Source organism: Luteimonas sp. A649, assembly GCF_054072735.1.
Genome location: NZ_JBSVRQ010000004.1, coordinates 1 through 21,363 on the forward strand (window position 1 = coordinate 1; position 21,363 = coordinate 21,363).

Annotated in this window: 20 protein-coding genes and 1 pseudogene; 7 read left to right on the plus strand and 14 right to left on the minus strand. The window is 69.2% G+C overall.

The window, feature by feature from the left end:
- Window positions 1-154: 154 nt before the first annotated feature.
- Together dbpA and ACW5E8_RS13375 are read right to left on the minus strand one after the other, a co-directional pair.
- Entirely contained in the window at window positions 155-1,537 is a 1,383-nt protein-coding gene (dbpA, locus tag ACW5E8_RS13370; RefSeq protein WP_456966023.1) for an ATP-dependent RNA helicase DbpA, read from the minus strand.
- A gap of 161 nt (window positions 1,538-1,698) precedes the next feature.
- The gene (locus ACW5E8_RS13375) at window positions 1,699-3,591 is read right to left on the minus strand and encodes a DUF885 domain-containing protein (protein ID WP_456966024.1); all 1,893 of its coding nucleotides are present in this window, start codon (window positions 3,589-3,591) and stop codon (window positions 1,699-1,701) included.
- 120 nt (window positions 3,592-3,711) lie between these two features.
- Here ACW5E8_RS13375 and folE point away from each other — a divergent pair, with 120 nt between their 5' ends.
- Window positions 3,712-4,314 (plus strand): GTP cyclohydrolase I FolE, encoded by a 603-nt coding sequence (gene folE, locus ACW5E8_RS13380; RefSeq protein ID WP_456966025.1) that lies wholly within the window; start codon window positions 3,712-3,714, stop codon window positions 4,312-4,314.
- On the opposite strand, the gene ACW5E8_RS13385 is transcribed toward folE, so the two are convergent.
- Window positions 4,292-4,627: a hypothetical protein gene (locus ACW5E8_RS13385; RefSeq protein WP_456966026.1), complete on the minus strand. Its 336-nt coding sequence runs from the start codon at window positions 4,625-4,627 to the stop codon at window positions 4,292-4,294. The genes folE and ACW5E8_RS13385 overlap by 23 nt on opposite strands.
- Before the next feature lie 190 nt (window positions 4,628-4,817).
- On the opposite strand from ACW5E8_RS13385, the gene ACW5E8_RS13390 reads away from it, so the two are divergent.
- Window positions 4,818-5,048: a hypothetical protein gene (locus tag ACW5E8_RS13390; RefSeq protein ID WP_456966027.1), complete on the plus strand. Its 231-nt coding sequence runs from the start codon at window positions 4,818-4,820 to the stop codon at window positions 5,046-5,048.
- Window positions 5,049-5,055: 7 nt separating this feature from the next.
- On the opposite strand, the gene ACW5E8_RS13395 is transcribed toward ACW5E8_RS13390, so the two are convergent.
- Genes ACW5E8_RS13395 through ACW5E8_RS13410 form a run of 4 tightly spaced genes read right to left on the minus strand, consistent with a single transcriptional unit; the run spans window position 5,056 to window position 6,856 of the window.
- The gene (locus ACW5E8_RS13395; RefSeq protein WP_456966028.1) at window positions 5,056-5,478 is read right to left on the minus strand and encodes a barstar family protein; all 423 of its coding nucleotides are present in this window, start codon (window positions 5,476-5,478) and stop codon (window positions 5,056-5,058) included.
- Entirely contained in the window at window positions 5,475-5,960 is a 486-nt protein-coding gene (locus ACW5E8_RS13400) for a ribonuclease domain-containing protein (RefSeq protein WP_456966029.1), read from the minus strand. The genes ACW5E8_RS13395 and ACW5E8_RS13400 overlap by 4 nt, the downstream gene beginning before the upstream one ends.
- Before the next feature lie 9 nt (window positions 5,961-5,969).
- The gene (locus tag ACW5E8_RS13405; protein ID WP_456966030.1) at window positions 5,970-6,308 is read right to left on the minus strand and encodes an I78 family peptidase inhibitor; all 339 of its coding nucleotides are present in this window, start codon (window positions 6,306-6,308) and stop codon (window positions 5,970-5,972) included.
- Between the two features lie 56 nt (window positions 6,309-6,364).
- The gene (locus tag ACW5E8_RS13410; RefSeq protein WP_456966031.1) at window positions 6,365-6,856 is read right to left on the minus strand and encodes an MgtC/SapB family protein; all 492 of its coding nucleotides are present in this window, start codon (window positions 6,854-6,856) and stop codon (window positions 6,365-6,367) included.
- A 152-nt stretch (window positions 6,857-7,008) separates the two neighbouring features.
- Here ACW5E8_RS13410 and ACW5E8_RS13415 point away from each other — a divergent pair, with 152 nt between their 5' ends.
- Window positions 7,009-8,355 carry a lytic murein transglycosylase gene (locus ACW5E8_RS13415; RefSeq protein ID WP_456966032.1) on the plus strand — a complete coding sequence of 449 codons (1,347 nt, stop codon included), beginning with the start codon at window positions 7,009-7,011 and terminating at the stop codon, window positions 8,353-8,355.
- 6 nt (window positions 8,356-8,361) lie between these two features.
- Here the strand turns inward: ACW5E8_RS13415 and ACW5E8_RS13420 are convergent, their stop codons facing one another.
- Window positions 8,362-9,021, minus strand: a complete 660-nt coding sequence (locus ACW5E8_RS13420; RefSeq protein ID WP_456966033.1) for a glutathione S-transferase family protein — start codon at window positions 9,019-9,021, stop codon at window positions 8,362-8,364.
- 266 nt (window positions 9,022-9,287) lie between these two features.
- Between ACW5E8_RS13420 and ACW5E8_RS13425 the strand changes: the two are divergent.
- Window positions 9,288-10,887: pseudogene (locus ACW5E8_RS13425) on the plus strand (M28 family metallopeptidase).
- A 4-nt stretch (window positions 10,888-10,891) separates the two neighbouring features.
- On the opposite strand, the gene ACW5E8_RS13430 reads toward ACW5E8_RS13425, so the two are convergent.
- Window positions 10,892-12,337 carry an Hsp70 family protein gene (locus ACW5E8_RS13430; protein WP_456966034.1) on the minus strand — a complete coding sequence of 482 codons (1,446 nt, stop codon included), beginning with the start codon at window positions 12,335-12,337 and terminating at the stop codon, window positions 10,892-10,894.
- Between the two features lie 120 nt (window positions 12,338-12,457).
- On the opposite strand from ACW5E8_RS13430, the gene ACW5E8_RS13435 reads away from it, so the two are divergent.
- Entirely contained in the window at window positions 12,458-13,078 is a 621-nt protein-coding gene (locus ACW5E8_RS13435; RefSeq protein ID WP_456966035.1) for a DUF938 domain-containing protein, read from the plus strand.
- A gap of 108 nt (window positions 13,079-13,186) precedes the next feature.
- On the opposite strand, the gene ACW5E8_RS13440 is transcribed toward ACW5E8_RS13435, so the two are convergent.
- The 5 genes from ACW5E8_RS13440 to ACW5E8_RS13460 all read right to left on the minus strand — a co-directional run bounded on the left by ACW5E8_RS13440 (window position 13,187) and on the right by ACW5E8_RS13460 (window position 18,972).
- Window positions 13,187-14,086 carry a glycerophosphodiester phosphodiesterase gene (locus ACW5E8_RS13440; RefSeq protein ID WP_456966036.1) on the minus strand — a complete coding sequence of 300 codons (900 nt, stop codon included), beginning with the start codon at window positions 14,084-14,086 and terminating at the stop codon, window positions 13,187-13,189.
- A complete protein-coding gene (locus ACW5E8_RS13445; RefSeq protein ID WP_456966037.1) occupies window positions 14,083-14,253 on the minus strand; it encodes a hypothetical protein in 171 nt (56 codons plus the stop codon). The genes ACW5E8_RS13440 and ACW5E8_RS13445 overlap by 4 nt, the downstream gene beginning before the upstream one ends.
- Entirely contained in the window at window positions 14,253-17,390 is a 3,138-nt protein-coding gene (locus ACW5E8_RS13450) for a TonB-dependent receptor (protein WP_456966038.1), read from the minus strand. The genes ACW5E8_RS13445 and ACW5E8_RS13450 overlap by 1 nt, the downstream gene beginning before the upstream one ends.
- 74 nt (window positions 17,391-17,464) lie before the next feature.
- Window positions 17,465-18,325, minus strand: a complete 861-nt coding sequence (locus tag ACW5E8_RS13455) for a FecR family protein (RefSeq protein ID WP_456966203.1) — start codon at window positions 18,323-18,325, stop codon at window positions 17,465-17,467.
- A gap of 35 nt (window positions 18,326-18,360) precedes the next feature.
- Window positions 18,361-18,972, minus strand: a complete 612-nt coding sequence (locus tag ACW5E8_RS13460; protein ID WP_456966039.1) for an RNA polymerase sigma factor — start codon at window positions 18,970-18,972, stop codon at window positions 18,361-18,363.
- Window positions 18,973-19,125: 153 nt separating this feature from the next.
- On the opposite strand from ACW5E8_RS13460, the gene ACW5E8_RS13465 reads away from it, so the two are divergent.
- Window positions 19,126-20,073, plus strand: a complete 948-nt coding sequence (locus ACW5E8_RS13465) for an aldo/keto reductase (protein WP_456966040.1) — start codon at window positions 19,126-19,128, stop codon at window positions 20,071-20,073.
- A 134-nt stretch (window positions 20,074-20,207) separates the two neighbouring features.
- Complete coding sequence (locus ACW5E8_RS13470) at window positions 20,208-21,275, plus strand: DUF5694 domain-containing protein (RefSeq protein ID WP_456966041.1); 1,068 nt, start codon at window positions 20,208-20,210, stop codon at window positions 21,273-21,275.
- Window positions 21,276-21,363: the final 88 nt, after the last annotated feature.

Consider the following 21,363-nt stretch of genomic DNA (forward strand, 5'->3'; position numbering starts at 1 on the left):
ATGAGCACTCAAGGGCCTTGGCACCCGGCGCCCGAGAGGATCAATGGCGCGCCATTCCCTCAGTTGGGAGATGAACCCGAAAACAGCCTCGATGGCTGCACGAAGCAGGCGGCACGGAGCGCCGCGGACCCGCCGGCAGCGTTTCGATCCGTGGCTAGATCGGCTGTACCCGGAACTTCCGTCCCTTGATCTTCCCGGCGCGCAGGCGCTCGAGTGCCTGCGTGGCCTTGCCGCGCGCGATGGCGACGTAGCTGCGAGTGGCGAAGACGTCGATCTTGCCGATCGCGTCCTTGTGCAGGCCGGCGTCGCCGGTCAGGGCACCGACGATGTCGCCGGGGCGCAGCTTGTCGCCGCGGCCGGCGTCGATGCGGAGCGTGGCCATCGCGGGTGTGGGCACGTTGGTGGCCTTGCCCGACAGCGGCGCCACGCTTTCCCAGCGCAAGGGCTTGCCTTGGCGTTCGGCGACGAGATCCGCGCGCGGGCGTTCGCGCGGCGTGACCAGGCTCAGCGCCAGACCGGCGCGCCCGGCGCGTCCGGTACGGCCGACGCGGTGCAGGTAGGTGTCGACGTCGGTGGGCAGTTCGTAGTTCACCACCGCGCCGATGTCTTCGACGTCCAGGCCGCGCGCGGCGACGTCGCTGGCCACCAGCACGCTGCAGCTGCGGTTGGCGAACTGCAGCAGCACCTCGTCGCGGTCGCGCTGCTCCATGTCGCCGTGCAGGGCGAGCGCGGAGAAGCCGTAGTGTTCGAGCGATCCGACCACGTCCCGGGTATCGGCACGGGTGTTGCAGAACACCACCGCGGACTCCGGGTTGTGGCGCAGCAGCAGCGCGGCCAGCAGCGGCGCGCGGCGCGCCGGGTCGGCCTCGAAGAACAGCTGTTCGATTGCGGCCGGCTGGGCGCCGCCGTCGATGCTGACCTCCAGCGGCTCGCGCAGCATGGCCTGGCCCAGCGCGCGGATCGCGTCGGGGAAGGTGGCCGAGAACAGCAGGCCCTGGCGGTCCTTCGGCGTGCGCTTCACCAGGTCGCGGATGTCGTCCTCGAAGCCCATGTCGAGCATGCGGTCGGCTTCATCCAGCACCAGGGTGCGCACGGACTTCAGTGACAGCGCGCCCTTGGCGGCGAGCTCCTGGATGCGGCCGGGCGTGCCGACCACGACGTGCGGGGCGTGGGTGAGCGAGGCCAGCTGCGGGCCCAGCGGGATGCCGCCGCAGAGGATCGAGACCTTCAGGTTCGGGATGCCCAGCGCCAGCCGCCGCAGCTGCTTGCCGACCTGGTCCGCCAGTTCGCGCGTCGGGCACAGCACCAGCGCCTGGGTCGTGCCGAGCGCGGGATCGAGCCGGTGCAGCAGGCCGAGGCCGAAGGCGGCGGTCTTGCCGCTGCCGGTCGGTGCCTGCGCGATCACGTCGCGGCCTCCCAGGATCGCGGGCAGCGCCTGCGCCTGGATCGGGGTCATGGTGGTGAAGCCCAGGGCTTCGACGCCCTGCAGCAGGGCGGGTGGAACCTCGAGCGAGGCGAAATCGGGGGGCGTGGTCATGTGGACATGATGGCAGGCATCGCGGGTGCAGCCGTCAATCGCGTGCGATCGCGGCTATAGCCGCTCCCACAGGTGCAGGCATGGGATGTGGGTCTTGGGCGATCGCGGCTATAGCCGCTCCCACAAAAGTGTGGGAGCGGCGTGCCTGTCCCCGGCGGGGATCAGCCGGCCTTCTGCGACTCCACCCAGCGGTTCACGCGCCGCTCCAGCAGGTCCAGCGGCATCGCGCCGCCGCCCAGCACGGCGTCGTGGAAGCCGCGGATGTCGAAGGCTTCGCCCAGCTCGGCCTCGGCGTGCGCGCGCAGCTCCTGGATCCGGATCATGCCGACCTTGTACGCCGTCGCCTGGCCGGGGTTGACCAGGTAGCGCTGCACCTCGGACTTGATCGCGGCGTCGGGCACCGAGCTGTTGGCGCGGAAGTAGTCCACGGCCTGCTGCTCGGTCCAGCCCTTGGCGTGCATGCCGGTGTCGACCACCAGGCGGATCGCGCGCCACATCTCGGACATCAGGCGGCCGTATTCGGAATACGGGGTCTGGTAGGTGTCGGGCATCTCCTTCGCCAGCCACTCCGAGTACAGGCCCCAGCCCTCGGTGTAGGCGGTATCGAAGTTCTGGGTGCGGAAGGTCGGCACGCCGGTGAGTTCCTGCGCGATCGAGATCTGCATGTGATGGCCCGGCAGGCCCTCGTGGTACGCGATCACCTCGAGCTCGGTCTTGGGCATCGAGTCCATGTCCGACAGGTGCGCGTAGTACACGCCCGGGCGCGAGCCGTCGGGCGAGGCCGGGTTGTAGTGCTGCGCGGCGCCGTCCTGCTCGCGGAAGGCCTCCACGCGCTTCACCACCAGGTCCGCCTTGGGCAGCAGGCCGAAGTACTGCGGCAGGTACTGCTTGATGTTGTCGATGGCCGCGGTGGCATCGTCGATATAGGCCTGGCGGCCGGCGTCGGTATTGGGGTACAGGCGCGAGGGGTCGGCCTGGACGTGCTTGAAGAAGGCCTGCAGGTCGCCCTCGAAGCCGATCTGCGCCTGCACCTTCTCCAGTTCGCCGCGCAGGCGCGCGACTTCCGACAGGCCGAGTTCGTGGATCTGGTCGGCGGTCATGTCGGTGGAGGTATTTTCGTGGAGCTGGTACGCGTAGTACGCGGCGCCGTTGGGATGGGTCTGGCCGACGCCGGTGGGGTTCACCGAGGCCTTGGGCAGCTCTCCGGTGCCAAAGGCGATCAGGCGGTCATAGGCGGGCTTGACCGCTTCCAGCAGGGCCTTGCGGGCCTCGTCCTTCAGCTCGGCTGCGCGCTCCGGGGTGACCGTGCCGGCCTTGGCCAGCGCATCGGCCTTGGCCTGGGCGTCGGCCCACAGCGCGCTGTCGGCGCCGCCGTCGAATGGCGCGCCGCCCACCACCTTCTTCGACTGGTCGATCACGCCTTCCCAGGCGAACTTCGGCGGGCGGATGCCGTCGGCCGCGGCCTTGCCGGCGCGCTCGACCAGGGTGTCGAATACCTGCGGCAGCGCGCGCAGGCGCGAGACATAGGCCAGGTAGTCGGACTCGGTGTCGACGCGGTGGAAATTGATCATGAAGGTCGGGGCCATGCTGTGCATGCCGTTCATCTGGTCGAAGGCGTAGCCGTCGAGCAGGAAGGGCATGCCGTCGCGGGCGCTCTCGTACTGCTTCTTCCACAGGTCCCAGGACAGCTGCGCTTCGGGATCGAGGCGGTCGTAGTCGAAGCTCGACTCCATCTCCTTCACCGAGGCTTCCATCCAGTCCAGGCGCTTCTGGATGCCGGCATCGGACACGTCGTCGATCTGGTCGTACAGCTCCTTGCGGCCGAGGAAGGTCATGCGGATCGGGCTGAACTGCATCTGCTCCTCGAACTTCTCCTCGAACCAGGCATTGAGGCGCGCGGTCTCGGCTTCGCGCTCTTCCGCGGTCGCGGGGGCGGCCGTGGTGGTGGGGGTGGTCGGGGTGTCGGTGGCGGCGCGGTCGCAGGCGGCCAGGCCGAGCGGGAGGACCAGCGCCAGGGCGATGGCGAGGGGTGAGCGGGCGGAAGCTGGGCGCATTGCGGACTCTCCGGGAGGGTGGGACAACGCCGCATTGTGTGGCCGCCGCGCCCCCGCCGCCACGGCGGATGGTCATGACCGGCGCGGTACCATGTGCGGTCCAGGATCAGGAGCAACGCCATGGGCCAGCCCGATGATGAACAGCGCAACGGCGTGGGCCGCGGCGAGGCCGAGCAGGCCGTCCGTACCCTGCTGCGCTGGGCCGGCGACAACCCGACGCGCGAGGGCCTGCTCGATACGCCCAAGCGCGTGGTCGACGCCTATGGCGACTGGTTCAGCGGCTATGCCGAGGAGCCGCGCGAGTACCTCGAGCGCACCTTCGAAGAGGTCTGCGGCTACGACGAGATGATCGTGCTGCGCGACATCCAGTTCGAAAGCCACTGCGAGCACCACATGGCGCCGATCATCGGCAAGGCGCACGTCGGCTACCTGCCCGACGGCAAGGTGGTGGGCATCAGCAAGCTGGCGCGCGTGGTCGAGGCCTATGCGCGCCGCTTCCAGGTGCAGGAAAAGATGACCGCCCAGATCGCCAACGTGATCCAGGACGTGCTGAAGCCGCGCGGCGTGGGCGTGGTGGTCGAAGCCAGCCACGAATGCATGACCACCCGCGGCGTGCACAAGCGCGGCGTCAGCATGGTGACCTCGAAGATGGTCGGCGGCTTCCGCGACGACGCGCGCACGCGTCAGGAATTCCTGCGCTTTATCGGGGATCCGCGGGGGTAACCGGGTCTTCTTCGTCCATCGTCGGGTCGACCGGCGGCGGGCGGGTGGCGTCGTCCAGCGGGGTGTCGTCCGTGGGCGGCGGGAGCGGGTCCATCGGCGGGACTTCGGGGTCGGTGGGCATCGGCAGCGGATCGACGGGCGCGAGCTCGTGCAGCGGCTCCGCCTCCGACAGGGGCGCGGGGTCCGTGGTGCCTGCAGCGGGCACGTTTGCCGACGGCAGTTCGTCCACCGGTGTGTAGGCTTCGCTCGGGTCGCTGCAGGCGCTCAGTGACAGCGCCAGGGCGGCAAGGGCGGCGGGTAGCAGTCGCGTCATCGCGGCGGTCCTCTCGGGGGTGGGCCTGCGCGAAGTATCGTGAACGCGGCGTGTTCGGGGCGTGTTCGCCGCCGGGCCGCTCGTGGCAGGTATCGCCGCCATGGCGGTCCCGCATCCGCGGCACCGCCTTGATCGCCGAGCGTCCGGCATGCACGCTGCGGGGCACCGCACCCTCGAACGGAATCACGCCATGCGCTTCGCCCTTGCCCTCTGTGCCGCCGCGTTCGTGCTCGCCGGCTGCGCCGGCATGTCCGAGTACCACGACACCAACGCCGCGGTCGATGCCAATCCGATGTGCGTGAGCCGCCCCGATCGCCCCGGCGAGCCGGTGTCGCGGGACTGCGAGCGCAGGAGCGAGGGCAGCATCAGCTCCAGGCGCGAAAGCCAGCCGGTCGACTTCCGCAAGGACCAGGACGACTGAGCCCGGCTCAGGCGTCGGGCGGCGTCACAGGAAGCAGCGCCCAGAACGGCACGCCTGCGCGTGCGTGGGCGGTCGCGGCCTCGTCCAGGATATCCAGCAGCGTGGCGAAGTCGTCCGGCGCGGCATCGCGCAGGTCGGCGCAGTGGTCGAGCAGCAGCACGTAGCCGGGCGCGGGCAGCCAGGACAGGTCGCCCAGGCTGTCGGCGAGCGCATCCCAGTTGCCGCCGAAGGTGGCGGGGAACTGCAGCGCTTCGGCGATCTGGTCGAGCAGGGCGTCCTTGTCGTCGGCGGCCGCCAGGTTGGCCACGGCAACGGTGAAGTCGAGCGCGTTGGCGGCTTCGACCAGGGCCGCGCGGTCACGGATGTCGACGAAATAGGCCGCGGCCTGGCTGGCGTCGGCCAGCAGGCTGCCGAGTTCGATGTCGATCATGGGCGGTCCCTGCGCTGGAAGGCGCGGAAGCTGCGGTAGTGGTCGGCGGTGTAATACCACTCGGCGGGCGGATCGCCGCCGGTGACGATGCGCCGGGCGCCGCGGTGGCCAAGCCCGGGGGTGTCGACGGTGTATTCGCGGTAGTGGCCGCGCTGGCGCTCGGGCAGCAGGCGCTCGCGGTTCTGGAACACGCTGCCGTCCTGGCGATGCGGGAAGGGGCCGCCGCGATCGATCAGGGCCAGGGTGGCGTGGGCCTCGGCGGGCAGGAAGGCGAGTGCGGGGTCGGACCGGGTGCCGCCATCGCCGCGCGCTGGCGGCGGCAGGGTGGGTGCGCTGTCCGGCAGCGCGTGCGTGTCCGCGGCCGGTGGCAGGCCTGGGCCGCTTTCGCGCTCCAGCACCTGCCACATGCCGAACAGGCACAGGGCCGCGACCAGCCAGATCCAGCTGCGCGGTGTCGTTCCCCTGGCCTTCCCCCGTGCCATGGTCCCGCGTCAGCCGCAGGTGGCCCGCGTGATCACGCCCTTGTCGTCCAGGTGCAGGTTCAGGCGTCCTTCGCGGTAGTCCATGGTCACCGCCATGCCCGGCCGGATGACGCGCACGCCGCGGGCGCCGGCGGCCGATTTCGCCTGCTCGGCAACGGCTTCGGTAATGGACTGGCCGACGAACGCGGCGGCGGCCTTGTCGTCGCAGCTGCCGCTCACACCGTCGATGACGGTGGGCGGCGGGCGGTCGGCCGCGGGTTCGCGCGCGGTCGAGCAGGCGGCGACCATGCAGGCCAGCGGTGCCACCAGCAGGGCGGCAAGGGTGCGGGCGGGGCGGTGATCGTGCATTGGGGAGTCCTCGCGGTCGGTGTTGGATCATGCCGCAACTGCGGCGCGTGCGTTTTTCAGTCCTCGCCGGGATCGGGCCCGGGTTCGGCCGTGCCGATGCGGCGTTCCAGGCGGCGGAACACGGCCAGCACCAGCACGCACAGCAGCGACGCGCCGAACGCCAGCAGGTAGTTGCCGAGGCCGGCGGCGATGCCGATGGCGGCGGCCATCAGCAGCGAGCTGGCGGTGGTCAGGCCGTGCACCTGCTCCTTGCCGCGGGCGCGCAGGATGGCGCCGGCGCCGACGAAGCCGACGGCGGCGACCACGGCCTCGATCAGTCGGCCGGGATCGATGCGCAGCAGGTCGCGGTACTGCTCCTGGGCAAAGTGCTGGGCGACCACGTCGCCGAGGCCGACGATCAGCGCCGCGGCGCCGGCGATCATCATGTGCGTGCGCAAGCCGGCGGAATGGTGGCCGAGCTCGCGTTCGATGCCGAGCACGCCGCCCAGCGCCATCGCGGCGGCCACGCGCAGCAGGATCCAGAGTTCGCCATCGTGCAGGGCTTCCATCGCGGTCGTTCCGGTTGCGGACGGTTGATGACAACGCAGTGGCGGTCTGTTGGCCGTGAAGCCGTGGCGCCGCGCGCTGTCGTTCATGCGGCGTGACGGTTCGCGGTGTGGGTGCGTGCCTACAATCCGGCGAGTCGAATCCGGAGCTTGCGATGCGTCTTTTCCCTGCCCTTGCAGCGCTGTTGTTGGCCTTGCCCGCGTCACTGGCTTTGGCGCAGGACGCCATGCCCGCCGCTGCGCCGGCAGGGCCGACACCGGCAGTCGATGATGCTGCGCCAGCCGCCGCTGATGCATCGGCTCCAAAGGTGCCGCAGGCACCCGCGCAGCCGGTGGCCTCCGCGGCCGAGCTGGCTACCTTCACGGGCTGCATGGCACGCGTGCGCGGCTCAGCCGGCACCAAGGGCGTCGACGGCGCCAGCTTCGACCGCCTGACCGCGGATCTCGCGCCGGACATGACGGTGCTGCCGCTGCTCGACCAGCAGCCCGAGTTCACCACGCCGATCTGGGACTACCTGGCGGCGCTGGTCGACCGGCAGCGCGTGGACGACGGGCTGGCCATGCTCACCGCGCATGCCGACACCCTGGCGCGGGTGCAGGCGGAGTACGGCGTCGACCCGGCGACGGTGGTGGCGGTGTGGGGCGTGGAGAGCGACTACGGGCGCAGCTTCGGCAAGCGGCCGCTGCTGACGTCGCTGTCGACGCTGTCGTGCTTCGGGCGACGGCAGCCGTTCTTCCAGGGCGAGCTGATCGCGACCCTGCAGCTGCTGGCGCGCGGGGACCTGGTCGATCCGGGCATCACCGGCTCGTGGGCGGGGGCGTTCGGGCATACGCAGTTCATGCCGACCACCTACCAGCGGATCGCGGTGGACTTCGATGGCGACGGGCGCCGCGACCTGGTCGGCAGCATCCCGGATGCGCTGGGATCGACGGCGAACTACCTGAAAAAGTCAGGTTGGCGCAACGGCGAACCGTGGGGCTACGAGGTGGCGTTGCCGCAAGGCTTCAACGCCACGCAGGCGGGTCGGACGAATCGCAAACCGCTGTCGGAGTGGGTGAAGCAGGGCGTGACGCGCGTAGATGGCAGTGCGATCGGTGGCGTGGCTGCGGATGCGCGCGCGGCGGTGATCCTGCCTGCGGGCGCGGCGGGGCCGGCGTTCGTGGTGTTCAAGAACTTCGATGCGATCTATTCGTACAACGCGGCGGAAAGCTATGCCCTGGCGATCGCGCACCTGGCCGACCGGCTGCGCGGCGGCGGCGGATTCGCAAAGGCGTGGCCGACGGATGATCCCGGGATCGGGCGGGCGGAGCGGCGTGAACTGCAGGCGCTGCTGCTGGCGCACGGGCATGCGATCGGCGAGGCCGACGGCATGGTGGGCACGCTGACGCGGCGTGCGATCGCGCAGGAGCAGGCGCGGCTGGGGATGGCGCCGGCGGATGGGCGCGCTGGACTGCGGATCCTGGAGGCGTTGCGGCGCGAAGGAGCTGTGCGGACGCCCTGACCGTCATCAGTCGCGGTCGGGGGCCCCGAGCGGGAAGAGCGGGCGGTAGGGCCGGGCTTCGTCGACCGCACGCGCGATGGAGGGGTGGGCGAGCAGCCGGGCGCGGTACGCGCGGAGCGTGGGGAAGGCGTCGGGGATCGGGTGGGTCCAGTCGGCGTAGAAGAGCGACGGAGCGGCCGCGCAGTCGGCGAGGGTGAAGTCGGGCCCGGTGGCCCAGGTCCGGCCTGCCAGGTGTCCATCCAGCCAGGCATAGGCGCGGTCCAGGCGTTCGCGGGCGATGTCGAGGCCTGCTTCGGGCGGCACGGGCAGGCGGCCGAGGGCGGCTTCGACCGCGATCTGCATGGCGTCCATGACGTGGAGGTCGAAGAAGCGGTCGAGGAAGCGGACGTCGAGCGCGGCCATCGGGTCGGCGGGGATGAGGCGCGCGGGGCCGGGATGGGATAGCTGCAGGTACTCGATGATGATGCTGGTCTCGACGAGCTGCCGGTCGCCGTCGACCAGCAGCGGGAACTTGCGCAGGGGCCAGCGCTGCAACCAGTCGGCGGTGTGCTCCGGCGTGTCCGGGCCGATGGTGCGGAACTCGAACGCGGTGCCGTTCTCGTAGAGGGCGATGAGGACCTTCTGGGTGTAGGACGAGAAGGGGTGGCCGTAGAGTGCGAGGGGCATCGGGGTGTCCTTGCAGATCGTGCGGGGCGGAGCCGCGATTGCGGGGCCGGAGGTGGTCCGAAGCGTGCGCCGGCTGGTTTCGGCGGGCAAGGGCGGTCCGTCACGGAACCGCATGCGACAGAATGGTGCCGTTGCCGAACCGGATGATTCCCATGGTGCGATTGTTGGGTGCGATGTTCGCGGGCCTGCTCCTTGGCGCTTGCAGCGGCGATGCGCCGCCCGCGGCGGACGAGGGCGCGGGCGCGGGCGTGGCACAGCCTGCGGCGATGGCGCCGGGGGCGATCAGCAGCGACAGGCTTGCCGCGCATCTGCGCATGCTGGCCCTCCGACGCGTTCGCAGGCCGCGCGCCGGACACGCCCGGCGAAGAGAAGACGGTGGCCTACATCAGCGAACAGTTCGCGGCGGCGGGTCTCCAGCCCGCGGGCGAAGCGGGCGGCTGGATGCAAGCCGTCACGCTGGAGCGGACACAGATCGCGGGTCCGGTGACGTCGTCGTTCACGATCGGCGACGCGGTGTGGGACCTGGCCAACGCCGAGGACATCGCGCTGGAGACGTTGCATCCGTCGGGCCGCGTGGACCTGCGCGACGTGCCGTTGGTGTTCGCCGGCTACGGCATCACCGCGCCGGAGCTGGACTGGGACGACTACGCCGGCCTGGACGTGCGCGGCAAGATCGTGGTGGTGCTGGTCAACGATCCCGACTTCGAAACGGAGCCCGGGCGCTTCGGCGGCCCTGCGATGACGTGGTATGGGCGCTGGGCCTACAAGTACATCGAGGCGGCGAAGCGCGGCGCTGCGGGCGTGCTGATCGTGCACGAGACCGAACCGGCGGCGTATCCATGGGCGACGGTGCGCAACGGGCGCCTGGCGCCGCAGTTCGACATCGTGCGCGACGACGCGGCCGCGCATCACCTGCCGGTACGTGGCTGGATCCAGCGCGCGACGGCCGAGCGCCTGTTCGCGGACGCGGGGCTGTCGTTCGATGAGGCGAAGCGTGAAGCGCAGCAGCACGGCTTCCGGGCGCGCGCGCTGGGTGATGCGACGTTCTCGGCGGCGTTCGATGTCGAGCGCAACCGCATCACCAGCCGCAACGTGGTGGGGCTGCTTCCCGGCGACGACCGCGCCGACGAGACTGTGATTGTCTCCGGGCACTGGGACAGCTTCGGCATCGGTGATCCCGACGACAGCGGCGACGCGATCATCAACGGCGCGGTCGACAACGCGACCGCGATCGCGTCGATGATCGAGATCGCGCGGGTAATGGCCGAAGGGCCGCCGCCGGCGCGCAGCGTGCTGTTCATCGCGCTGACCGCCGAGGAAAGCGGGCTGCTGGGCGCGACGTACTACGCCGCCAAGCCGCTGCGCCCGCTGGCCACGACGGCCGCGGCGATCAACATGGAGATGTGGAGCCCCGACGGGCCGACGCGCGACATCTCGAGCTGGGGCCTGGGCAAGGTCTCGCTGGAGCGTGACCTGCAAGCGGCGGCAGAGGCCGAAGGGCGCACGTATTCCAGCGACCCGAACCTCGAGGCCGGCTTCTTCTACCGCGCCGACCATTTCGCGTTTGCGCAGGCCGGCGTGCCCGCCATCACCGTGGGACCGGGCATGGACCAGGTCGATGGCGGCGTGGCCGGCGGCATGGCTGCGCGCGCGGACTACTTCGCCAAGCGCTACCACCAGCCCGGCGACGACTTCGATGACGGCTGGGACATGCGCGGGCCGGTCGCGGATACCGAAGTGGTGCTGCGGCTGGTGCGTGAAGTCGCGGGTTCGGCCGGCTGGCCGGAGTGGGATGCCGACAGCGAGTTCCGCGGAGCGCGTGAGGCGAGTGCGTCGCAACGCGCGCAGGGCTCCCCGCGCGACTGAGGGCTCAGGCAGCAGCCGCGCGCGCGAGCCCGGTCACCACGCCCAGCGACGCGTCGCCGCGCACGATCTCCACGCCCGGGAACACCTCGCCCACCAGTGCCGGCACGTAGGGCGAGCGCGACATGCCGCCGGTGAGGTAGATCACTTCCGGCACCTCGATCGCGCCAGCGCTGGCCTCGCGCATGAGCGCGCGCAGCTGGGTGAGGAACGGCCGCTCGGCGGCGGCCTCGAGGTGCGCGTGGTCGATCGCGCAGGCCAGGCCCGGCTCGATGTAGTCGAGGTCGATGTCCACGCGCCCGGTGCCGCTCAGTTCGATCTTGGCCCGCTCGACCGCGCGGTTCAGGCGCACGGTGTGGCCGGCCTGCTGCAGCGCCATCAGGCGCGCGCCGTAGGGCGCCTCCACCTCGTCGAACACCGCGTTGCGGAAGTTGCCTTGGCGCTGCAGGTCCTGCACGTGCGACGCCTCGTAGAAGCGGTGCACGGGCGTGCGGGTGATGTTCTTGCCGAACAGCGGCATCACCCCGCGCATGCTCAGTTCCAGGTCCACGTCGGTACCGCCGACCGGCTCGCCCCAGGCCCCGTGGATCACCGGTGCCGGCGCATCGCCGCCCACCAGCGCCAGCGCCATGTCGGTCGTGCCGCCGCCGATGTCGAGGATCATCGTGCGGCACGCGCGCTGGCTGCGGCGGTGGAAGTCATAGGCGGCCGCGGCCGGTTCTTCCAGGAATTCGACGGCCTCGAATCCGGCTGCATGCGCGGCGTCGGTGAGGATCTCCAGCGCCTGCACGCCACCGCCCTCCTGCATCGAGCTGCGGAAGCGCACCGGACGGCCCATGACCGCCGAGCGCACGTCGGCGCCGAGCTGCGCGGAGGCGGTGCTGCGGATGTGGCGCAGCACGTGGGTGGCGATACCCAGCAGCACGTCGCGCGCGTGCGCCTCGAGCTTGTAGCCGAGCATCGATTTCGGCGAGACCACCAGGTGGCCCTCGCCGGCGGACAGGAAGGCATCGACCGCTTCGTCGCCGTACAGCGCGTCGTCGAGGTCGGCCTTGGCGTCCATCGCCTCGCGCACTTCGGCGGCGGCCCAGTTGCGGCGCACGGCGGCGATCGCCGCGCGGCGGATCTCGATATCGCTGCGCATGCGCAGCGTGGGCACCTGGGCGAGCGCGTCGGCGCGCAGGTGCGCCGGCTGCGCCATGGCCGCTTGCCGCAGGCGTTCGAGGCGCGCCATTTCGCGGGTCTGCTCGCCCTTGGCGCTGGTCATCCAGCGCGCCACCTCGTCCTGCAGCGCATCGGTCAGCTCGAACTTCTGCAGGTCCGGCAGCCGCTGCGGAAAGAACGCCGTGGTGCGGAACTGCTCCTGGTCGCCGAAGCGGATCAGCTGCACCTGGCCGTCCACCACGGCGCCCGCGGCCGAATAGCTCGTGCCGAAATCGATTCCAATCCGCATGTCCAACGCCTGCCCGTGCATTTACGAACGCCATTGTGACGGCGCCGCGCACGGATGCCGAGCGGCGAGCGCCGCCGCAGTGCGATTTGTATGCTGCAGACACCGAAGCCGGACACCGCCATGAGCCACGCCACTGCCAAACCCCATGCACCTTCCTGTGACCGCAATCGCGAGCCCATCCTCGCGGTGCTGCTCGAGCACTTCGCCGGCCGCAGCCGCGTGCTTGAAATCGCCAGCGGCACCGGCCAGCACGCGGTGCACTTCGCGGCTGCGATGCCGTGGCTTACCTGGCAGACCTCCGATGTCGCCGACAGCCTGCCCGGCATCCGCGCCTGGCTGGACGAAGCGAACCTGCCCAACACGCCGCCGCCGCTGGCGCTCGACGCGTTGCAGTCGCCCTGGCCGGCGGTCGATGCCGATGCGGTGTTCACCGCCAATTCCCTGCACATCATGGGCGTTGACGCGGTGGAGGCGTTCTTCCACGGCGTCGGGCAGGTGCTCGCAGGCGCACCAGGCGGCACGCTGGTGGCCTACGGCCCGTTCAACTACGCCGGCGCCTACAGCAGCGAAAGCAACCGCGACTTCGACGCCTGGCTGAAGGCGCGCGACCCGCGTTCGGGCATCCGCGACTTCGAGGTGGTGGATGCCCTCGCGGCCGATGCGGGACTCATGCTCCTGGCCGATGTGGCCATGCCGGCGAACAACCGTTGCCTGGCATGGCGGCGCAGCGGCCAAGGCTGATCGCCCGGCGGCACGCGTCCATGCCGTAGAAGAACAGCGGCAAGGATTGCTCCCTGCCGCTGCGAGTTGCGATGAAGACTTGCTGCCGAAACCCTGCTACTGCTACTGCTACTGCTGCTGCTCCACGAACTCGATCGCGCCTTCCGGGTGGTTGGTGAAGAGGACATCCACGCCGAGATCGAGGTACTTGCGCCAGGCGTCAGGTGTGTCGACGACTTCCGAATAGACCTGCACGCCGGCAGCCTGCAGTGCCTTCACGTCGTCCCTGTCGGCGATGGAGTCGCGCAGCAGGATGCAGGTGGCATGGTGCTGTTGCAGCGTCGCCAGGAAATCGCGATGGCCCCACTTGTGCGCACCCAGCAAGCAGGTGCGGATGCGCGGGTTGATCGCGTGCAGGGCGTCGATGGTGCGGTAGTCGGACGATTGCAGGATGAACCTGTCTTCCAGCCCGTTCTGGCGCACTGCCGCTTCCACCAGGGTTGCGAATGCCACCGGATCCACATCGGTCACGCCCGGCATGGACTTGGGCACCTTGGTCTCGCCATAGAAGGTGACGTCCTCCTTCCGGTAGCGCTGCAGGACTTCATCCACCGTGGGGATGCGCGCACCCGGCACCGCCTTGTGGCCTTCCACGGCATAGATGTCGCGCACCTTCGTTCCGCAGTCGAACTGTCGGGTCTGCTCGAGGGTCAGGCCGCGGACCGGTCCGGCCACCACGTCCGAGCCCGGGTCGGGAGTGCAGATGTCGGGATTGATGGTGGCGTCGTGATGCACGATCAGCTGGTCGTCGACCGTCATCACCATATCGAGCTCCAGTACGTCGACGTCCAGCGCGATGGCGTGGTCGAACGCGCTGATGGTGTTCTCGGGGCGATGCATCGCTCCGCCGCGGTGGGCGGCGACGGCCGGCTGGACGAGTACCTCCGGCGCGGCCGGTTCCGCCGTGGTGCAGGCCGACAGCGCCACGGCAAGGCAGGCGGACAGTGCCCAGGCGTCTGCGCGCATCATTTGGCATCTCCGCGGCGGTCCGCATATTCGGCCTGCAGCAGGCGCGCCAGTTCTTTCGGGTTGTCGGTCAGGATCATGCTCACTCCGGTGTCGATCATTTCGCGCCACGTCGCATGGCGGATTTCGGTGGTTCGCGGCAGGCTTCCACGCGTCTGTCGACGCGCCATCAGAAGCTGAACTTCGCGTTGACGTAGAAGTAGCGGCCGTAGACGTCGTAAACGCCACCGCCGCCCTTGAAGATGCGCGGCCGGTACGGCACCTGGGTGTCGAACAGGTTGTTGATGCCCACGCGGAAGGTGGCGCGCTCGTTCATGTGCCAGCCGACGGTCAGGTCGTTGTAGAGCCTTGCCGGGAGCCTGTTTCCTTCGTAGGCCTCGTCGGACACGTTGGTGTAGTTGACCGACTTGCCCCAGTAGCGGTTGTTCAGGCCGATTTCCCAGTCGCCGATGTCGTAGTTCAGGGACAGGTTGCCGCGGAAGTCCGGGTTCTGGTAACCGCCGTCGTAGATGATCCGGCTGGTGGCCACGCCCGGCAGGGTGGTGGTTTCGTACGTGAGCAGGTAGCTGGCGCGCAGGCCCATGCTCAGCCGGCCCGGGCCGAGGTCGAAGCGGTAGTTCGCGCCGAGGTCGATGCCCTTGGCCTCGGATTCGGACACGTTCATGAAGCTGGTATCGACGCCTTCGGCATAGCCGCGCGAATCACGGGTGACGCGGTCGCAGAACTGGTTGTCGATGCTGGGCAGGTCCATGCACAGGTTCAGGATGTTCTGCTGCGAGACCGCGGTGATCATGTTGTCGAGCTTGATGTTCCAGTAGTCCAGGGTCACGTCCAGGTTGCGCACGAACAGCGGCTGCCAGACCAGGCCCGCGCTGACGCTGTCGGAGATCTCCGGGGTGACGTCCTGGCTGCCGCCGGTGATGACGTAGCCGGTGCCGATTTCGCTGGGCAGGTAGGGCGTGTCGACGCCCAGTTGCTGCATCAGTGCCGCGCAGTTGGCCATGCGGGTCGGGTTGGCCTGGTAACTGGTTTCAAGGCACGCATCGCGCACGCCGATTTCCTGCACGGCGCGCGAGGAGTACAGCTCGCCGAAGTTGGGAACGCGCACGCTCCTGGACTTGGTGGCGCGGAAGGTCAGGCTCTCGATCGGTGCCCAGCTCGCCCCCAGCTTCCAGGTGTTGGTGGAATCGAAGTCGCTGTAGTCCGAATGGCGGTACGCGCCTTCCAGGGTCAGGCGGTGCGCGAAGGGCAGGTCCTTCAGCACGGGCACCACCAGCTCCGCATAGATCTCGGACACGTCGTTGGACGCTGAAAGTTCCGGCTCGTAGGGCGCCCAGGTGCCCAGGTGCGACAGTTCGTTGGCCGGCGGCGCGGCCCCGTTGTCGTCGACGTTGTAGATGGATTCCTTGCGGTGTTCGATGCCGAGAACGGCCTGCACTTCGCCGGCCGGCAGGGAGAACAGGTTGCCGGCCAGGCTGCCGCCGAAGATCGTCTGCCTCTGTTCGCGGTGCTTGCGGCGCGTGGCCATCATCCAGTCGCGCAGTTCCGGGCTGAGTTCTTCAGTGCTGAAGACGTCGAGCGGCACGCAGCCGAGTGCGCGGGCGGCCTCATCGCGGCACACCGGAATGCCGTCCTCATCGGCGATCACGTCGCGCGCGGCGAGCAGGCGCGAGGCCATCGGCACGTTGTTGGCGTGGATGTCATTGGTGCTGCGGCCGTGCTGCCAGAACGCTTCCCATTGGAATCCGCCGGCAATCTCGCCGTCGAACGCGGCGCCGATGTTGAAGGTCTGGCGGTCGCTGTGATCGGTCATCTGGCCGAAGTTTTCATAGCTGCGCTGCACGACAGTCGACTCCAGGCCATTGGCCAGCATGACGTCGCGGAAGGAGTCGGGCAGGAACGGATTGTCCAGGTAGGCAACCGCGCCACCGGCCCCGTTGATCCAGGTCAGGCGGTCGTCGTCGCGATACGGGCGGCGGTAGGCGTCGTACTTGGAGCGGCCGTAGTCGAAGTTCAGGCCGAAGTTCACCCGGTCGGTCAACTGATAGTTGAGATGACCCATGAGGGACGCGTTTTCGATCGGCGCGATCATGAAGTCGCTCCAATGCTGGCTCTGCGGCATGCCGCCATCGCCGCCATCGCGCGAGGTGCCGCAGCCGGCATGGCAGGTGTTGTAGGCGCCCACGTAGGCCGAGCCGTCCGGGTTCAACAGATACGTGTCCCCGCCGACGAAGATGGTCGGGACCGGCTGCAGGTACATGTTGGTGGTGTTGTAACGGATGATGCGGTCGGGGATGCCATCGTCGGGTCCGGTGTTTTCCGGGTTGGCCTGATAGCTGAGGTTCTCGTCCTTCGCATAGCGGTCATAGACGTGGATGGGGTCGTTCTTCGCCCAGGTGCCGCCGAACATCATGGAGCCGCGCCCGTCGGCGAAGCTGGTGCCGGCCACGATCGAGAACTGGGTCTTGTCGCCACCGCCGTCCTGGGTGGTGCCGGTGGTTGCCGAGAATTCAAGCCCTTCGAAATCCTTCCGGGTGATGATGTTGGCTGCGCCGGTCACGGCATCCGCGCCGTAGACCGCGGCCGCGCCGCCGGTGATGATCTCGACGCGGTCGACCATTGCGGCGGGAATCATGTTGATGTCGACCGCCGACGAGGACTGGCCGCTGGACACGCGACGACGCCCGTCGACCAGCGTCAGCGAGCGGGCGACGCCCATGTTGCGCAGTTCGATGGTCGCCATGCCGCCGTCGTACTGGCCTTCGGGCGAGCTGTTGTAGGGGCCGTTGCCGGGACCGACCGCGACGTCCTGCAATACGGTTTCGTACAGCGTGGTCTTGCCCTGGCTCATGGCACGGTCCATGTCGATCACCCCGATGGGCATCGACGATTCCAGCTCCGGCCGCGCGATGCGCGAGCCGGTGACCACCATGTTGGAGAGCGTTGAAACCTCGTCCCCGGGCGCCTCGGTGGCGCCCGGTGCCGCAGGGGTTTCCGGGCCCAGGACCACGACGTTGTTGTCGAACGAGCGAACCGCCAGGCCCGTTCCCGCGATCAGCCGGTCGAGTGCGGCGCGCGGTGGCAGCGTTCCCGACACGCCATTGACGATGCGGTCCTGTGCGTCGTCGCCGGATACGATGACCTGGATTCCGGCCTGCTGCGCGAACTCGCGGATTCCGCTCGACGCATCCTGCCGTTGAACGTTGAACTCATGCACCTGGTCCTGTGCATGCAGGGGGGCTGAAAGTGAGATCGCAACCACGGCGGCGGCGATCGAGATGGCCAAGCGGGAGGAGGTAGGGCGCACTGCGTGGGGTTCCTGTTGGGAGGACGTACCCCTTTGATGACGGCGCACCCGGCGGTTTCCTTCACGCTGGCGGATTAATTTTTTATGACAGGCGATCCCCTGGTCTGAAGAACGATCCGGCCGTCCCGGTGGGTGACCTGCGCACCGGCAATGACCGCTGCGGCCTGTGCGAACTGTTCCGGGTCGTTCGCCTTGAACAGCCCCACGATCCTGACGTCGCCGACGGCCGGGTCCTCCACCACGATCTGGATGCGGTTGACGCGATTGAATCGTTTCGACGCGGCCAGGATCGACTCGTTGTCCAGTGAGATCTGCCCGGGGTCCCGTGCCTGCGGCATGGACGCGTCGGGGTCCAGCGTCAGCTGGTCGCCGGCGTTCAGCACGATGCCCCGGTCGGCCTCGCCGTCGGCCCAGACCAGCACGCTGCCCTCCGACACGTTCACCAGCGCGCCCCTGCTGCCGACCCGTGTGACCGAGTAGACGGTGCCCACCGCCTGGGCGAACACCTCGCCGGAGCGGACCACGAACGGGCGCTTCGCATCCTTGGCCACGTTGAAGACGGCTTCACTGCTTTCCAGCGTCACGGTGCGGGCGTGGTCCGTCATCTGGACGGTGACATTCGCGCCGTCACCGAGGGTGACGATGCTGCCATCCGACAGGTTGAGGGCGTCGCGGGTGACGATGGGATCCGGCGTGGTCGGCCAGAAGCGGGCCGGCGCCACGACGATCAGGGCCAGAAGGCATGCCGCGATCGCGCCGATGGCCAGTCGGTGGCGCCGGGGGGGCGATGGCCTTGCCTGTCCGTAATCCGCGTCGTTGCCGGACGCAAGCACGGAGGGGCCGCGCACCACCGCGGTCTCGATCGCGTGGAGCGCCGCCTGGGCTCGCAACAGGGCGCCCTGGCGACGACGGTCCGCCCGCAGCCAGGCCTCCATCTCGGCGCGACGCCGGTCTGTCATCTGCCCATGGTTCAGACGGACCGCCCACCTCGCTGCCTCTTCTTCCGACTGCCTGTTTGAGTGGGGGTGCTCCAACCGTGTTCACCTTCGCTTGTACCGTGTGCTTCCTGCTCCGATATCGCCTTCAGCAGGTGTCTGATGCCGCGCACGATGTGGTTTTCGACAACGTTCTCGCTGACGCCCAACTGGCGCGCTGTTTCCGCCTGCGACAATCCGTGTATCCGGCGCAGTTCTATCACCTGCCGACAGGTCCAGGATAGGCGCGACAGGAGTTCCGCCATCTGTTCCAGCGTCTGGCCGGACTCGGCGGAACGGTCCGGCAATGGACCTTCATCCATGACGTACAGCCACTCGGTTTCCGTCATCGAGACGGAATTCTTGTGCCTGGCGGAGCGGACCGTATCGATGGCGACCGCACGGGCGGTGGTGAAGAAGTAGGAGCGGCCGTTGCGGATGTGCTCCACCGAGTCGAGCTCGGAGATCCGGCAGTAGGCTTCCTGGATCACGTCATCGATGTCGAGCACCGAGCGCCAGTGGCGGATCAGCCAGCTGCGGACCTCGGCTTCGTGCGGAAGGACCTCCTCGGCGACCCAGGCTGCGATGCGATTGCGATTGGTATCCATGGGGCGTCGCCTGGGGCGTGCATCAGGACACCGCGTCGGGTGCGGTCTGCTGCGCAGCGCGAGGGGGAGGCGCTGACGTTAGCCACTCGTTATTCAAGGCCTGTGACAGCATTGCTGTGGTAAAAACCTGCAGGTGACCTTGAGGCCCCGCGCATGATCACCCGACGCGACTACCTGAAGCTGTCCGCCCTGGCGGGCGTGGTCCTGGCGATCAATCCCAAGTTGCTGCTTGCCGACGACAGTCCGCGCGCGGTGATCAATCGCGTGATTCCAGGCACCAGCGAGCAGCTGCCGGTGGTGGGCCTGGGCAGTTCGGCCTCGTTCTCGCGCATCGCCGGCGAAGGGGATGCCGCGCGCATCCGCGGGATCCTCGAGGCGCTGGTCGGCCACGGCGGCAGCGTGTTCGACACCGCGCCCAGCTACGGCGCGTCGGAAGAGGTGGCCGGCCGGGTCGCCCAGGAGGCGGGCCTTGGCGACAGGCTGTTCTGGGCCACCAAGCTCAACGTCGCCGGCAGAGGCGGCGGTGCGGCGGATCCGGCGGCCGCGCGCGCGCAGCTGGAGCAGTCGTTCGCGCGCGTGGGCAAGTCGCCGATCGACCTGGTGCAGGTGCACAACATGGGCGACGTGCCGACCCAGCTCGGCATCCTCCGCGAGGCCCGCGAGGCCGGACGCATCCGCTATATCGGCGCGACCAACACTTCGGAGGGCCGCTACGCGGAGCTGGAGCCGCTCATGCGCGACAAGGCGCTCGATTTCATCGGCGTGGATTACGCGGTCGACAACCGTGCGATGGAAGAGCGCATCTTCCCGCTGGCACAGGAGCATGGCATCGGCGTGCTGGTGTACGCGCCCTTCGGGCGCAGGCGGTTGTGGCAGAAGGTCGAAGGCCAGGCGCTGCCGGACTGGGCGGCGGAGTACGACATCGCCACCTGGGGCCAGTTCTTCCTGAAGTTCGTGGTCTCGCACCCGGCGGTCACGGTGGCCACGCCGGCCACCAGCCAGGTGCGCAACGTGATCGACAACCTGGGCGCCGCGACGGGGCGCCTGCCCGACGAGGCGGCCCGGAAACGGATGATCGCGCACGTCGAATCGCTGGCCTGACGAGCGTATCGGGCCGTGCTGGCGCGGTCATGCGCCGGTGCGGGAGCGGGCCGATCGGCACCGTGACGATCGATGGTTGAGCGCGCCGCGCATGGCGACAAGGATGGTGGCCCATCCGCCACCACACGAGTGCCATGAAGATTCCTGCACTGATCCTGCTGGCCGCCGTCGCGTCGGTCGCGCCCGCGCACGCGCAGTTCACCCCGCCCCTGGGCGTGCAGCCCGCGGTGGGCGGCCCACGCACCGAGATGATGAACCTCGGCAGCGTGCACCTCTCCGCCCACGAGGGCTGGAAGCGCGAGTGGCTGGCGCCCCTGAACGCGAAGCTGGTGGACTGGAAGCCCGGCATGGTCACCATCGAACGCCTGTCGGGTGCACAGTGCGAAATGATGCGGGCCACGCCGCAGCGTTACGCGGCGGTCCATGACCACTACTGTGCCGACGCCGGCGGCTTCCAGCGCGCGCTGGAGATGTCGCAGCCGCAGGCCGATGCCGAGGTGCGCAAGCAGTTGTCGGACTGGCCGGACTCGCCCTCGGCGGGGCAGCGCCGCCATCTGGCGATGCTGTTCCTCGCGGCGGGCGAGCGACCGTCGGCGCTGGTGCAGTGGCTGCGGCTGCCGCCGGACGAGCGCCGCGAGGGCGACGGCCTCACCGCCGAGGCGATCAAGGTGCTCGACCGCAGTGCGGGACGGATGAGCGAGGACTACGAGATTGGCGCCGCGGTCGCGGCCGCGGCGGGCCTGGAGCGGGTGCATGCGGTCGACGACCACACCGCCTACGGGATCGATTACGGCGATGAGGACGGCTTCAACGCGTGGCAGCTCGCGCGCTTCGGGCGCCTGGCCGAGCTGCCGTTCCGCAAGGCTGCGGCCGAGCGGGTGGCCGCGGTGGATGACGACCAGAGCCTGCTGGCGTTGTACCGCGACATGAACGCCGCGGGGGCGCAGGACCGGCAGGTGCAGGCGGACTTCGGCGGTGCGTTCGCCGACGCGTCTGCGCAGCAGTACGGCCGCCACTACGGTGGCTGGTGGGAAACGCGCAATCTGCGCATGGTCGCGAACATCCGCGAGGCGATTTCGAGCGAACCCGGCGTCCGGGTCCTCAACATCGTCGGTGCTTCGCACAAGCCCTGGTACGACCAGTGGGCGAGGCAGATGGCGGACGTGGATGTGGTCGACGCGCACGAGGTGCTGGCCGACTGAGCGGATGCGCCTGGCCCTGAACGGCTTCGTCGCGCTTGACCTGGGTCAGCGCACGCCCGCGGCCGCGGGCGGAGGATGGGGCCATCGG

Coding starts and splice junctions, on each gene's coding strand:
- dbpA (WP_456966023.1), bottom strand. CDS start 1,537: ATGACCACGCCCCCCGATTTCGCCTCGCTCGAGGTTCCACCCGCCCTG.
- ACW5E8_RS13375 (WP_456966024.1), bottom strand. CDS start 3,591: ATGCGCCCAGCTTCCGCCCGCTCACCCCTCGCCATCGCCCTGGCGCTG.
- folE (WP_456966025.1), top strand. CDS start 3,712: ATGGGCCAGCCCGATGATGAACAGCGCAACGGCGTGGGCCGCGGCGAG.
- ACW5E8_RS13385 (WP_456966026.1), bottom strand. CDS start 4,627: ATGACGCGACTGCTACCCGCCGCCCTTGCCGCCCTGGCGCTGTCACTG.
- ACW5E8_RS13390 (WP_456966027.1), top strand. CDS start 4,818: ATGCGCTTCGCCCTTGCCCTCTGTGCCGCCGCGTTCGTGCTCGCCGGC.
- ACW5E8_RS13395 (WP_456966028.1), bottom strand. CDS start 5,478: ATGATCGACATCGAACTCGGCAGCCTGCTGGCCGACGCCAGCCAGGCC.
- ACW5E8_RS13400 (WP_456966029.1), bottom strand. CDS start 5,960: ATGGCACGGGGGAAGGCCAGGGGAACGACACCGCGCAGCTGGATCTGG.
- ACW5E8_RS13405 (WP_456966030.1), bottom strand. CDS start 6,308: ATGCACGATCACCGCCCCGCCCGCACCCTTGCCGCCCTGCTGGTGGCA.
- ACW5E8_RS13410 (WP_456966031.1), bottom strand. CDS start 6,856: ATGGAAGCCCTGCACGATGGCGAACTCTGGATCCTGCTGCGCGTGGCC.
- ACW5E8_RS13415 (WP_456966032.1), top strand. CDS start 7,009: ATGCGTCTTTTCCCTGCCCTTGCAGCGCTGTTGTTGGCCTTGCCCGCG.
- ACW5E8_RS13420 (WP_456966033.1), bottom strand. CDS start 9,021: ATGCCCCTCGCACTCTACGGCCACCCCTTCTCGTCCTACACCCAGAAG.
- ACW5E8_RS13430 (WP_456966034.1), bottom strand. CDS start 12,337: ATGCGGATTGGAATCGATTTCGGCACGAGCTATTCGGCCGCGGGCGCC.
- ACW5E8_RS13435 (WP_456966035.1), top strand. CDS start 12,458: ATGAGCCACGCCACTGCCAAACCCCATGCACCTTCCTGTGACCGCAAT.
- ACW5E8_RS13440 (WP_456966036.1), bottom strand. CDS start 14,086: ATGATGCGCGCAGACGCCTGGGCACTGTCCGCCTGCCTTGCCGTGGCG.
- ACW5E8_RS13445 (WP_456966037.1), bottom strand. CDS start 14,253: ATGGCGCGTCGACAGACGCGTGGAAGCCTGCCGCGAACCACCGAAATC.
- ACW5E8_RS13455 (WP_456966203.1), bottom strand. CDS start 18,325: ATGGAGGCCTGGCTGCGGGCGGACCGTCGTCGCCAGGGCGCCCTGTTG.
- ACW5E8_RS13460 (WP_456966039.1), bottom strand. CDS start 18,972: ATGGATACCAATCGCAATCGCATCGCAGCCTGGGTCGCCGAGGAGGTC.
- ACW5E8_RS13465 (WP_456966040.1), top strand. CDS start 19,126: ATGATCACCCGACGCGACTACCTGAAGCTGTCCGCCCTGGCGGGCGTG.
- ACW5E8_RS13470 (WP_456966041.1), top strand. CDS start 20,208: ATGAAGATTCCTGCACTGATCCTGCTGGCCGCCGTCGCGTCGGTCGCG.